The sequence below is a fragment of the Citrobacter sp. RHBSTW-01013 genome (genome assembly GCF_013781985.1).
In the GTDB taxonomy this organism is placed as follows: Bacteria; Pseudomonadota; Gammaproteobacteria; order Enterobacterales; family Enterobacteriaceae; genus Citrobacter; species Citrobacter braakii.
This window is the reverse complement of sequence record NZ_CP056185.1, coordinates 5,073,264-5,086,634: the sequence shown is the minus strand read 5'-3', so window position 1 is coordinate 5,086,634 and position 13,371 is coordinate 5,073,264. Positions and strand designations below refer to the sequence as shown.

Annotated in this window: 6 protein-coding genes, 2 tRNA genes and 3 rRNA genes; 9 read left to right on the top strand and 2 right to left on the bottom strand. The window is 53.3% G+C overall.

From position 1 onward, the window contains the following. Positions 1-173 precede the first annotated feature (173 nt). Together fadA and fadB are read right to left on the bottom strand one after the other, a co-directional pair. Complete coding sequence (gene fadA, locus HV350_RS24365; protein WP_016155148.1) at positions 174-1,337, bottom strand: acetyl-CoA C-acyltransferase FadA; 1,164 nt, start codon at positions 1,335-1,337, stop codon at positions 174-176. Between the two features lie 9 nt (positions 1,338-1,346). Continuing rightward, positions 1,347-3,536 (bottom strand): fatty acid oxidation complex subunit alpha FadB, encoded by a 2,190-nt coding sequence (fadB, locus tag HV350_RS24360; RefSeq protein ID WP_047416480.1) that lies wholly within the window; start codon positions 3,534-3,536, stop codon positions 1,347-1,349. A 189-nt stretch (positions 3,537-3,725) separates the two neighbouring features. Between fadB and pepQ the strand changes: the two genes are divergently transcribed. The 9 genes from pepQ (at position 3,726) to rrf (ending at position 13,272) form a co-directional block, all read left to right on the top strand. Continuing rightward, on the top strand, positions 3,726-5,057 hold the full coding sequence (gene pepQ / locus HV350_RS24355) for a Xaa-Pro dipeptidase (RefSeq protein WP_016155150.1): 1,332 nt from the start codon (positions 3,726-3,728) through the stop codon (positions 5,055-5,057). Further along, the gene (locus HV350_RS24350) at positions 5,057-5,671 is read left to right on the top strand and encodes an IMPACT family protein (protein WP_047499555.1); all 615 of its coding nucleotides are present in this window, start codon (positions 5,057-5,059) and stop codon (positions 5,669-5,671) included. Before pepQ ends, HV350_RS24350 begins: the two co-directional genes overlap by 1 nt. A 38-nt stretch (positions 5,672-5,709) precedes the next feature. Beyond that, complete coding sequence (gene trkH / locus HV350_RS24345; protein WP_003017848.1) at positions 5,710-7,161, top strand: Trk system potassium transporter TrkH; 1,452 nt, start codon at positions 5,710-5,712, stop codon at positions 7,159-7,161. A gap of 11 nt (positions 7,162-7,172) precedes the next feature. After that, positions 7,173-7,718: a menaquinone-dependent protoporphyrinogen IX dehydrogenase gene (gene hemG / locus HV350_RS24340; RefSeq protein ID WP_181629504.1), complete on the top strand. Its 546-nt coding sequence runs from the start codon at positions 7,173-7,175 to the stop codon at positions 7,716-7,718. Positions 7,719-8,069: 351 nt separating this feature from the next. After that, positions 8,070-9,611, top strand: a 16S ribosomal RNA gene (locus tag HV350_RS24335). Between the two features lie 71 nt (positions 9,612-9,682). After that, positions 9,683-9,759: transfer RNA gene (locus tag HV350_RS24330), tRNA-Ile, on the top strand. A 108-nt stretch (positions 9,760-9,867) separates the two neighbouring features. After that, positions 9,868-9,943 (top strand) — tRNA-Ala (locus HV350_RS24325). A gap of 208 nt (positions 9,944-10,151) precedes the next feature. Continuing rightward, positions 10,152-13,058, top strand: a 23S ribosomal RNA gene (locus tag HV350_RS24320). A gap of 98 nt (positions 13,059-13,156) precedes the next feature. Then, a 5S ribosomal RNA gene (gene rrf / locus HV350_RS24315) occupies positions 13,157-13,272 on the top strand. The 16S, 23S and 5S rRNA genes sit together here with 2 tRNA genes alongside, the layout of an rRNA operon. Positions 13,273-13,371: the final 99 nt, after the last annotated feature.

Here is a 13,371-nt window from a genome sequence, read left to right as displayed (position 1 = left end):
TTTCTCTCTTCGCCATTGGCACCATAACTGTGTTGGCTTCGCTCATTCACCCGAATCACTTACTATACGTAAGCTCATCGGGATTCATTCGCTTGCCGCCTTGTTCTGGCACCAATGGCTTTGAGATAACATTTCGTAGGCCGGGCAAGCGAAGCGCCCCCGGCATGCTTTGATTAAACTCGCTCAAATACCGTTGCGATACCCTGACCTAACCCGATACACATCGTCGCCAGACCAAACTGCACGTCTTTGCGTTCCATCAGGTTGAGCAGGGTGGTGCTGATACGCGCCCCAGAACAGCCTAGCGGGTGACCCAAGGCGATCGCCCCACCATTGAGGTTGATCTTCTCATCGATCTGCTCCATCAGCCCCAGATCTTTAATACACGGCAGGATCTGAGCGGCAAAGGCTTCGTTCATCTCAAACAAACCGATGTCGCTGGTGGAGAGCCCCGCTTTTTTCAGCGCCAGCTTTGAGGCCGGAACCGGGCCGTAACCCATGATTGACGGATCGCAGCCGACAACAGCCATCGAACGAATACGGGCACGCGGCGTCAGACCCAACTGACGGGCGCGGCTTTCGCTCATTACCAGCATCGCCGCTGCGCCGTCGGAGAGCGCAGAGGAGGTACCGGCAGTCACCGTTCCGTTCACCGGATCGAACGCCGGGCGCAGGGTGGAGAGCGCTTCAACGGTCGTTTCCGGACGGATAACCTCATCGTAGTTAAACTGCTTCAGCACGCCGTCGGCATCATGACCGCCGGTCGGGATGATTTCGTTTTTAAAAGCGCCAGACTGTGTTGCAGCCCAGGCGCGAGCGTGTGAACGTGCGGCGAAAGCGTCCTGCATTTCACGGCTGATGCCGTGCATGCGGGAGAGCATTTCCGCGGTCAGGCCCATCATCCCTGCGGCTTTCGCCACGTTGCGGCTCATACCCGGGTGGAAATCAACGCCGTGGCTCATTGGCACATGGCCCATATGCTCAACGCCGCCAATCAGGCACGCCTGAGCATCACCAGTCATGATCATGCGTGCCGCATCGTGCAGCGCCTGCATGGACGAACCGCACAGGCGATTGACCGTGACGGCCGGAACGGAGTGCGGAACTTCCGCCAACAGCGCGGCATTACGGGCGATATTGAAACCCTGCTCCAGCGTTTGTTGCACACAGCCCCAGTAAATGTCATCAAGCGCGGTTGGCTCCAGCGCCGGATTACGCGCCAGCAGGCTACGCATTAAATGTGCAGAGAGATCTTCTGCCCGCACGTTCCGAAACGCGCCCCCTTTCGAACGGCCCATCGGGGTACGGATCGCATCAACAATTACAACCTGTTCCATTGTGACTCCTTAAGCCGTTTTCAGGCTGCCAACCGGGCGGGCTGGCTCAACCTGGGGATAATACGGTTCGTTATGGCGCGCTTTATCACGCAGACCGACCGGAACTTCATACAGCGGACCAAGGTGCTGATACTGCTGAGCCATATCGAGATACTTCGCGCTGCCGAGCGTATCCAGCCAGCGGAACGCACCGCCGTGGAACGGAGGGAAGCCCAGACCGTATACCAGCGCCATATCGGCTTCTGCCGGGCTGGCGATAATGCCTTCTTCCAGGCAACGCACTACTTCGTTGACCATAGGGATCATCATGCGGGCGATAATCTCTTCATCGCTGAAGTCGCGTTTCGGCTGGCTGACCTCTGCCAGCAGATCGTCAACGGTGGCATCTTCTTCTTTCTTCGGCTTGCCCTTGTTGTCTTCTTTATAACGCCAGAATCCGAGACCGTTTTTCTGCCCGAAACGGTTAGCATCAAACAGGGCGTCTATCGCATCGCGATAATCTTTCTGCATACGCTGAGGGAAGCCTGCGGACATCACCGCCTGCGCGTGGTGCGCGGTATCAATACCTACCACGTCCAGCAGATAAGCCGGGCCCATCGGCCAACCAAACTGTTTTTCCATCACTTTGTCGACTTTGCGGAAATCCGCCCCGTCGCGCAGTAACTGACTGAAACCGGCAAAATAGGGGAACAGCACGCGGTTAACGAAGAAACCAGGGCAGTCATTAACCACAATCGGCGTTTTGCCCATCTGGCTTGCCCAGGCGACAACCTTAGCGATGGTTTCATCCGAGCTTTTCTCGCCGCGAATGATCTCAACCAGCGGCATACGGTGCACCGGGTTAAAGAAGTGCATCCCACAGAAGTTTTCCGGACGCTTAAGCGCGCTGGCCAGTTCGTTGATTGGGATGGTGGAAGTATTCGAAGCCAGTACGGTGTCCGGGCGAACCTGATCTTCGGTTTCCGCCAGTACCGCTTTTTTCACTTTTGGGTTTTCTACGACCGCTTCAACTACCACGTCCACGCGTTCGAAACCGCTATAGTCGAGGGTGGGATGAATGGTGGAAATAACGCCCGCCATTTTCAGACCGTCAATTTTGCCGCGCTCAAGCTGTTTGTTCAGTAGCTTGGCCGCTTCGGTCATACCCAGCGTTAATGATTTGTCGTTGATATCTTTCATGACAACCGGCACGCCTTTCCAGGCCGACTGGTAAGCGATGCCGCCGCCCATAATGCCTGCGCCCAGCACAGCCGCTTGCTTTGGCGCTTCAACATTTTTGGTGAGCTTTTTGGCTTTGGCTTTCACGAACTGATCGTTAAGGAAAATTCCAACCAGTGCGCGGGCTTCATTGGTGTGCGCCAGTGGAACAAAGCTTTTATTTTCCAGATTCAGCGCTTCTTCACGACCAAAACGGGCCGCTGCTTCAATGGTTTTTACCGCGGTAATCGGTGCGGGATAATGCTTACCTGCCGTCTGCGCCACCATACCTTTGGCGATGGTAAAGCTCATAGCCGCTTCAATTTTACTGAGTTTCAACGGCTCCAGCTTCGGCTGACGTTTGGCTTTCCAGTCGAGGTCGCCGTTAATCGCCTGACGTAATACCGCGATCGCGCCATCAAGCAGTTTGTCTTGCTTCACTACGCCATCGACCAGACCGATTTTTAGCGCCTGCTCAGCACCCACATCTTTACCCGCAGCAATAATTTCCAGCGCGCTGTCCGCACCCAGCATACGTGGCATACGCACGGAGCCGCCAAAGCCTGGCATAATGCCCAGCTTGGTTTCCGGCAGGCCGATGCGCAGGTCCGGCGTAGCCAGACGATAATCGGTCGCCAGGACACACTCACAGCCGCCGCCCAGCGCATAGCCGTTAACCGCTGAGAGAGTCGGAACAGGCAGATCTTCCAGGCGATTAAACACGCTGTTGGCAAAATGCAGCCACTGGCTCAACTGCTCTTCAGGCACGAGGAACAGTGAAAGGAATTCGGTGATGTCGGCACCAACAATAAAGGCTGCTTTGTTAGAACGCAGCAGCAGCCCTTTTAAATTCGGTTGTTTTTCCAGCACGTCAAGCGCATGGCCCAGGCTGGCAACGGTGGCCGTGTCGAGTTTATTGACTGAGCCTGGGGCATCGAACACCAGTTCGGCGATGCCATCTTCCAGCCAGTCGAGGTACAGGGTGTCGCCTTTGTAAAGCATGTCAGTCTCCTGAATCCGCAAGGTGATCTGGTCATACCAGATGAATCGAAGTGTGTGTTTTATGTTAATAAAATGCAAATGAATGATTAAAGAAATGACGATTTGATCACGCTCGGCAGAAATCACGCACTCGCAAAACGATGTGCTAAGATGCGGACACTTGAGGTCAAAAAAACAGAAGGATAGAAAATGGAATCACTGGCCGCACTCTATAAAAATCATATCGTTACCCTACAAGAACGGACGCGCGACGCGCTGGAGCGCTTCAAGCTGGATGCGTTACTTATTCACTCAGGAGAACTTGTTAACGTCTTTCTCGACGATCATCCCTATCCGTTTAAGGTCAATCCGCAATTCAAAGCCTGGGTGCCTGTAACGCAGGTTCCTAACTGCTGGTTGCTAGTGGATGGCGTGAATAAGCCGAAATTGTGGTTCTACCTGCCGGTCGATTACTGGCACAACGTTGAGCCGCTGCCGACCTCCTTCTGGACGGAAGAAATTGAGATCATCGCGCTGCCAAAAGCTGATGGTATCGGTAGCCAACTGCCTGCTGCTCGCGGCAATATCGGTTACATCGGTCCGGTTCCGGAACGCGCGCTGCAGCTAGACATCGCGGCCAGCAATATCAACCCGAAAGGGGTTATCGACTACCTGCATTATTATCGTGCTTACAAAACAGATTACGAACTGGCCTGTATGCGCGAAGCACAGAAAATGGCGGTGAATGGACACCGTGCCGCGGAAGAAGCGTTCCGTTCCGGGATGAGCGAGTTTGACATCAACCTCGCTTACCTGACTGCTACCGGTCATCGCGACACCGACGTGCCGTACAGCAACATCGTGGCGCTTAACGAGCATGCTTCGGTTCTGCATTACACCAGGCTGGATCATCAGGCTCCGTCTGAAATCCGCAGTTTCCTGCTGGACGCCGGTGCGGAATACAACGGCTATGCAGCAGACCTGACGCGTACGTGGTCGGCGAAAAGCGACAACGACTATGCGCATCTGGTGAAGGATGTGAATGACGAGCAACTGGCGCTGATTGCCACTATGAAAGCGGGTACCAGCTACGTGGATTATCACATTCAGTTCCATCAGCGCATCGCGAAGCTGCTGCGTAAGCATCAAATCATCACCGATATGAGTGAAGAGGCGATGGTGGAAAACGATCTTACCGGGCCGTTTATGCCGCATGGCATTGGTCACCCGCTGGGCCTGCAGGTACACGATGTCGCTGGCTTTATGCAGGATGACAGCGGTACGCATCTGGCCGCGCCGTCGAAGTATCCTTACCTGCGTTGCACCCGCGTGCTGCAACCGGGCATGGTCCTGACCATCGAACCGGGCATCTACTTCATTGAATCGCTGCTGGCGCCGTGGCGTGAAGGGCAGTTCAGCAAACACTTCAACTGGCAGAAAATTGAAGCCCTGAAACCGTTCGGCGGTATTCGTATTGAAGATAACGTGGTGGTCCACGAGAACAATATCGAAAACATGACACGGGATTTAAAACTGGCGTAATGGACAGTTGGTTAATCCCTGCGGCGCCGGTAAGCGTCGTTGAAGAGATCAAAAAAAGCCGCTTCATTACGCTGCTCGCCCATACGGACGGCGTAGAAGCGGCGAAAGCGTTTGTTGAGTCAGTCAAAATGGAACACCCGGACGCCCGCCACCATTGTGTGGCGTGGGTGGCGGGCGCGCCCAATGACTCTCAGCAGCTGGGATTTTCAGACGATGGCGAACCGGCTGGTACGGCAGGCAAACCGATGCTCGCGCAGCTGATGGGGAGTGGCATCGGTGAGATTACCGCGGTGGTGGTGCGCTACTACGGCGGTATCCTTCTGGGTACGGGGGGGCTAGTGAAAGCCTACGGTGGCGGCGTGAATCAGGCGTTGCGTCAGTTAACGACGCAGCGCAAGACGCCATTAACCGAATATACTTTGCAGTGTGAGTACGGTCAGCTGGCAGGCATTGAAGCTTTGCTGGGGCAGTTTGACGGTAAAGTTGTTGCCAGTGATTACCAGGCTTTTGTTCGGCTCAGGGTGGCGCTTCCTTATGCCAAAGTGGATGAATTTTCGGCAAAACTGGCGGATTTTAGTCGTGGTTCATTGCAATTGTTAGCGATTGAAGAATAATCCCCACCTCATTTTAAAGAACTAAGGAAGCGGCAGAGATGCATTTTCGCGCCATCACCCGAATCGTTGGACTACTGGTCATCTTATTCTCGGGGACAATGATTATCCCCGGACTGGTAGCGCTCATCTACCGCGATGGGGCAGGGCGTGCGTTTACCCAAACTTTCTTCGTTGCTCTGGCGATCGGCTCCATGCTGTGGTGGCCAAACCGTAAAGAGAAGGGCGAGCTGAAATCGCGCGAAGGGTTTCTGATTGTCGTTTTGTTCTGGACCGTGCTGGGTAGCGTGGGTGCGCTACCGTTCATTTTTGCGGAAAGCCCTAACCTCACGATAACCGACGCTTTTTTTGAATCCTTCTCCGGATTAACCACCACGGGGGCGACAACGCTGGTGGGGCTGGATTCATTGCCACACGCTATCCTCTTTTATCGACAGATGCTGCAATGGTTCGGCGGGATGGGGATCATCGTGCTGGCGGTGGCTATTCTGCCTATTCTTGGCGTCGGTGGGATGCAGCTCTACCGGGCAGAAATGCCGGGCCCGCTGAAAGATAACAAAATGCGTCCGCGTATTGCCGAAACGGCGAAAACGCTGTGGCTTATCTATGTATTACTGACGGTGGCGTGTGCGCTGGCGCTATGGTTTGCCGGGATGCCCGCGTTTGACGCTATTGGGCACAGCTTTGCTACGATAGCCATCGGCGGCTTTTCCACACACGATGCCAGCGTGGGGTATTTCGACAGTCCCACGATTAACACCATTATTGCTATCTTCTTGCTGATCTCCGGTTGTAACTATGGTCTGCACTTCTCTTTACTCAGCGGTCGCAGCCTGAAGGTCTACTGGCGCGATCCAGAATTCCGCATGTTCATTGGGGTGCAGCTGACGCTGGTGGCTGTCTGTACGCTGGTGCTGTGGATACACAATACCTACGGTTCGGCACTCACGACCATCAACCAGGCTTTTTTTCAGGTGGTATCGATGGCGACGACCGCCGGATTTACTACGGACAGTATTGCCCGCTGGCCGCTGTTCCTGCCGGTGCTGTTGCTATGTTCTGCTTTTATTGGCGGCTGTGCCGGGTCGACGGGCGGTGGCTTGAAGGTGATTCGAATCCTGTTGCTGTTTAAGCAGGGTAACCGCGAATTGAAACGACTGGTCCACCCGAATGCGGTTTACAGTATCAAGCTGGGTAACCGTGCTTTGCCGGAGCGAATCCTTGAAGCTGTGTGGGGATTCTTCTCTGCCTATGCGCTGGTCTTTATTATCAGTATGCTGGCGATTATTGCGACCGGTGTTGATGACTTCTCCGCGTTTGCCTCTGTTGTGGCGACGCTGAATAACCTGGGGCCTGGGCTGGGGGTTGTCGCCGACAACTTTGCCAGTATGAACCCCGTGGCGAAGTGGATCCTGATTGCCAATATGCTGTTTGGTCGTCTGGAGGTCTTTACCCTGCTGGTACTCTTTACCCCTACTTTCTGGCGTGAATAATGGAGTAACACGTGAAAACACTGATTCTTTTTTCTTCCCGGGATGGACAAACGCGTGAAATCGCCGAGTATCTGGCTTCTGAACTCAAAGAGCTGGGCGTTTGGGCGGATGTCGTTAATTTGCATCGTACCGCGGAGCCTGACTGGCAAAATTATGACAGCGTGGTGATTGGCGCCTCGATTCGCTATGGTCATTACCATGCAGCTTTTCAGGAGTTTGTGAAAAAGCATGCCATGCGGCTGAACGCGATGCCGAGTGCCTTCTACTCCGTAAACCTGGTTGCCCGTAAACCGGAGAAACGCACGCCGCAAACTAACAGCTATGCGCGTAAGTTCCTGATGAGTTCGCCGTGGCGGCCTGATCGCAGTGCGGTTATTGCTGGCGCTTTGCTGTATCCCCGCTATCGCTGGTATGACCGCGTTATGATTCAACTGATAATGAAGATGTCAGGCGGTGAAACAGATACCAATAAAGAAGTGGTGTATACCGATTGGGAACAGGTCGCGGATTTCGCGCGGGAAATCGCCCAATTAACCCACAAAACGTTGTCAAAATAAGCGCAAAGAATAAAAAATACGCACTCGGAAGATTATTTTAAATTTCCCCTTGTCAGCCTGAAATAACTCCCTATAATGCGCCTCCACTGACACGGAACAACGGATTACAAGCTGCCGGGTCAGCGGAGAAAAGCGAAAATAAACGCTTGACTCTCCAGCGGGATGGCGTAATATGCACACCCCGCGCCGCTGAGAAAAAGCGAAGCGGCACTGCTCTTTAACAATTTATCAGACAATCTGTGTGGGCACTCGAAGATACGGATTCTTAACGTCGCAAGACGAAAAATGAATACCAAGTCTCTGAGTGAACACGTAATTCATTACGAAGTTTAATTCACGAGCATCAAACTTAAATTGAAGAGTTTGATCATGGCTCAGATTGAACGCTGGCGGCAGGCCTAACACATGCAAGTCGAACGGTAGCACAGAGGAGCTTGCTCCTTGGGTGACGAGTGGCGGACGGGTGAGTAATGTCTGGGAAACTGCCCGATGGAGGGGGATAACTACTGGAAACGGTAGCTAATACCGCATAACGTCGCAAGACCAAAGAGGGGGACCTTCGGGCCTCTTGCCATCGGATGTGCCCAGATGGGATTAGCTAGTAGGTGGGGTAACGGCTCACCTAGGCGACGATCCCTAGCTGGTCTGAGAGGATGACCAGCCACACTGGAACTGAGACACGGTCCAGACTCCTACGGGAGGCAGCAGTGGGGAATATTGCACAATGGGCGCAAGCCTGATGCAGCCATGCCGCGTGTATGAAGAAGGCCTTCGGGTTGTAAAGTACTTTCAGCGAGGAGGAAGGTGTTGTGGTTAATAACCGCAGCAATTGACGTTACTCGCAGAAGAAGCACCGGCTAACTCCGTGCCAGCAGCCGCGGTAATACGGAGGGTGCAAGCGTTAATCGGAATTACTGGGCGTAAAGCGCACGCAGGCGGTCTGTCAAGTCGGATGTGAAATCCCCGGGCTCAACCTGGGAACTGCATCCGAAACTGGCAGGCTAGAGTCTTGTAGAGGGGGGTAGAATTCCAGGTGTAGCGGTGAAATGCGTAGAGATCTGGAGGAATACCGGTGGCGAAGGCGGCCCCCTGGACAAAGACTGACGCTCAGGTGCGAAAGCGTGGGGAGCAAACAGGATTAGATACCCTGGTAGTCCACGCCGTAAACGATGTCGACTTGGAGGTTGTGCCCTTGAGGCGTGGCTTCCGGAGCTAACGCGTTAAGTCGACCGCCTGGGGAGTACGGCCGCAAGGTTAAAACTCAAATGAATTGACGGGGGCCCGCACAAGCGGTGGAGCATGTGGTTTAATTCGATGCAACGCGAAGAACCTTACCTACTCTTGACATCCAGAGAACTTAGCAGAGATGCTTTGGTGCCTTCGGGAACTCTGAGACAGGTGCTGCATGGCTGTCGTCAGCTCGTGTTGTGAAATGTTGGGTTAAGTCCCGCAACGAGCGCAACCCTTATCCTTTGTTGCCAGCGGTTCGGCCGGGAACTCAAAGGAGACTGCCAGTGATAAACTGGAGGAAGGTGGGGATGACGTCAAGTCATCATGGCCCTTACGAGTAGGGCTACACACGTGCTACAATGGCATATACAAAGAGAAGCGACCTCGCGAGAGCAAGCGGACCTCATAAAGTATGTCGTAGTCCGGATTGGAGTCTGCAACTCGACTCCATGAAGTCGGAATCGCTAGTAATCGTGGATCAGAATGCCACGGTGAATACGTTCCCGGGCCTTGTACACACCGCCCGTCACACCATGGGAGTGGGTTGCAAAAGAAGTAGGTAGCTTAACCTTCGGGAGGGCGCTTACCACTTTGTGATTCATGACTGGGGTGAAGTCGTAACAAGGTAACCGTAGGGGAACCTGCGGTTGGATCACCTCCTTACCTTAAAGAACCGACCTTTGTAGTGCTCACACAGATTGTCTGATGAAAATTAGCAGTAAGAAAATCTCTGCAGGCTTGTAGCTCAGGTGGTTAGAGCGCACCCCTGATAAGGGTGAGGTCGGTGGTTCAAGTCCACTCAGGCCTACCAAATTTCTGCTGATGCTGCGTTGCGGCGACGCTCACATACTTCAGTATGCTTCGCGTCACCACGCCTTGCCTCAACAGAAATTAAGGTTAAACGAGATTTAACTACGATGGGGCTATAGCTCAGCTGGGAGAGCGCCTGCTTTGCACGCAGGAGGTCTGCGGTTCGATCCCGCATAGCTCCACCATTCCTTACTGCAAAAACACAAGAAAACTTCAGAGTGTACCTGAAAAGGTTCACTGCGAAGTTTTGCTCTTTAAAAATCTGGATCAAGCTGAAAATTGAAACGACACACTGTTTCATTTCTCCGTAAACAAGAAATGAAAAGCGGTGTGTCCGAGTCTCTCAAATTTTCGCAACACTGAAATGTTTTACGAAACATCTTCGGGTTGTGAGGTTAAGCGACTAAGCGTACACGGTGGATGCCCTGGCAGTCAGAGGCGATGAAGGACGTGCTAATCTGCGATAAGCGTCGGTAAGGTGATATGAACCGTTATAACCGGCGATTTCCGAATGGGGAAACCCAGTGTGATTCGTCACACTATCATTACGTGAATACATAGCGTAATGAAGCGAACCGGGGGAACTGAAACATCTAAGTACCCCGAGGAAAAGAAATCAACCGAGATTCCCCCAGTAGCGGCGAGCGAACGGGGAGCAGCCCAGAGTCTGAATCAGCATGTGTGGTAGTGGAACGGTCTGGAAAGTCCGGCGATACAGGGTGACAGCCCCGTACACAAAAGTGCATGTGTTGTGAACTCGAAGAGTAGGGCGGGACACGTGGTATCCTGTCTGAATATGGGGGGACCATCCTCCAAGGCTAAATACTCCTGACTGACCGATAGTGAACCAGTACCGTGAGGGAAAGGCGAAAAGAACCCCGGCGAGGGGAGTGAAAAAGAACCTGAAACCGTGTACGTACAAGCAGTGGGAGCCTCTTTATGGGGTGACTGCGTACCTTTTGTATAATGGGTCAGCGACTTATATTCTGTAGCAAGGTTAACCGAATAGGGGAGCCGAAGGGAAACCGAGTCTTAACTGGGCGTTAAGTTGCAGGGTATAGACCCGAAACCCGGTGATCTAGCCATGGGCAGGTTGAAGGTTGGGTAACACTAACTGGAGGACCGAACCGACTAATGTTGAAAAATTAGCGGATGACTTGTGGCTGGGGGTGAAAGGCCAATCAAACCGGGAGATAGCTGGTTCTCCCCGAAAGCTATTTAGGTAGCGCCTCGTGAATTCATCTTCGGGGGTAGAGCACTGTTTCGGCTAGGGGGTCATCCCGACTTACCAACCCGATGCAAACTGCGAATACCGAAGAATGTTATCACGGGAGACACACGGCGGGTGCTAACGTCCGTCGTGAAGAGGGAAACAACCCAGACCGCCAGCTAAGGTCCCAAAGTCATGGTTAAGTGGGAAACGATGTGGGAAGGCACAGACAGCCAGGATGTTGGCTTAGAAGCAGCCATCATTTAAAGAAAGCGTAATAGCTCACTGGTCGAGTCGGCCTGCGCGGAAGATGTAACGGGGCTAAACCATGCACCGAAGCTGCGGCAGCGACACTATGTGTTGTTGGGTAGGGGAGCGTTCTGTAAGCCGTTGAAGGTGTGCTGTGAGGCATGCTGGAGGTATCAGAAGTGCGAATGCTGACATAAGTAACGATAATGCGGGTGAAAAACCCGCACGCCGGAAGACCAAGGGTTCCTGTCCAACGTTAATCGGGGCAGGGTGAGTCGACCCCTAAGGCGAGGCCGAAAGGCGTAGTCGATGGGAAACAGGTTAATATTCCTGTACTTGGTGTTACTGCGAGGGGGGGACGGAGAAGGCTATGTTAGCCGGGCGACGGTTGTCCCGGTTTAAGCATGTAGGCGGAGATTCCAGGTAAATCCGGAGTCTTGTTAACGCTGAGGTGTGATGACGAGGCACTACGGTGCTGAAGTAACAAATGCCCTGCTTCCAGGAAAAGCCTCTAAGCATCAGGTAACACGAAATCGTACCCCAAACCGACACAGGTGGTCAGGTAGAGAATACCAAGGCGCTTGAGAGAACTCGGGTGAAGGAACTAGGCAAAATGGTGCCGTAACTTCGGGAGAAGGCACGCTGATATGTAGGTGAAGTGATTTACTCATGGAGCTGAAATCAGTCGAAGATACCAGCTGGCTGCAACTGTTTATTAAAAACACAGCACTGTGCAAACACGAAAGTGGACGTATACGGTGTGACGCCTGCCCGGTGCCGGAAGGTTAATTGATGGGGTTATCCGTAAGGAGAAGCTCTTGATCGAAGCCCCGGTAAACGGCGGCCGTAACTATAACGGTCCTAAGGTAGCGAAATTCCTTGTCGGGTAAGTTCCGACCTGCACGAATGGCGTAATGATGGCCAGGCTGTCTCCACCCGAGACTCAGTGAAATTGAACTCGCTGTGAAGATGCAGTGTACCCGCGGCAAGACGGAAAGACCCCGTGAACCTTTACTATAGCTTGACACTGAACACTGGTCCTTGATGTGTAGGATAGGTGGGAGGCTTTGAAGTGTGGACGCCAGTCTGCATGGAGCCAACCTTGAAATACCACCCTTTAATGGCTGGTGTTCTAACGTAGACCCGTAATCCGGGTTGCGGACAGTGTCTGGTGGGTAGTTTGACTGGGGCGGTCTCCTCCTAAAGAGTAACGGAGGAGCACGAAGGTTAGCTAATCCTGGTCGGACATCAGGAGGTTAGTGCAAAGGCATAAGCTAGCTTGACTGCGAGAGTGACGGCTCGAGCAGGTGCGAAAGCAGGTCTTAGTGATCCGGTGGTTCTGAATGGAAGGGCCATCGCTCAACGGATAAAAGGTACTCCGGGGATAACAGGCTGATACCGCCCAAGAGTTCATATCGACGGCGGTGTTTGGCACCTCGATGTCGGCTCATCACATCCTGGGGCTGAAGTAGGTCCCAAGGGTATGGCTGTTCGCCATTTAAAGTGGTACGCGAGCTGGGTTTAGAACGTCGTGAGACAGTTCGGTCCCTATCTGCCGTGGGCGCTGGAGAATTGAGGGGGGCTGCTCCTAGTACGAGAGGACCGGAGTGGACGCATCACTGGTGTTCGGGTTGTCATGCCAATGGCATTGCCCGGTAGCTAAATGCGGAAGAGATAAGTGCTGAAAGCATCTAAGCACGAAACTTGCCCCGAGATGAGTTCTCCCTGACCCTTTAAGGGTCCTGAAGGAACGTTGAAGACGACGACGTTGATAGGTCGGGTGTGTAAGCGTAGCGATACGTTGAGCTAACCGATACTAATGAACCGTGAGGCTTAACCTTACAACGCCGAAGATGTTTTGGCGGATGAGACATCGAAATTCAGCTTGATTACAGATTACATCGACAGGCCCGAGAGGTGTGTTGATAAACAGAATTTGCCTGGCGGCTGTAGCGCGGTGGTCCCACCTGACCCCATGCCGAACTCAGAAGTGAAACGCCGTAGCGCCGATGGTAGTGTGGGGTCTCCCCATGCGAGAGTAGGGAACTGCCAGGCATCAAATAAAAGCAAAAGGCCCGGTCGAAAGACCGGGCCTTTTGTTTTATCTGTGGTCTGTCGGTGAGTGCTCTCCTGAGGAGGACAAATCCGCCGGGA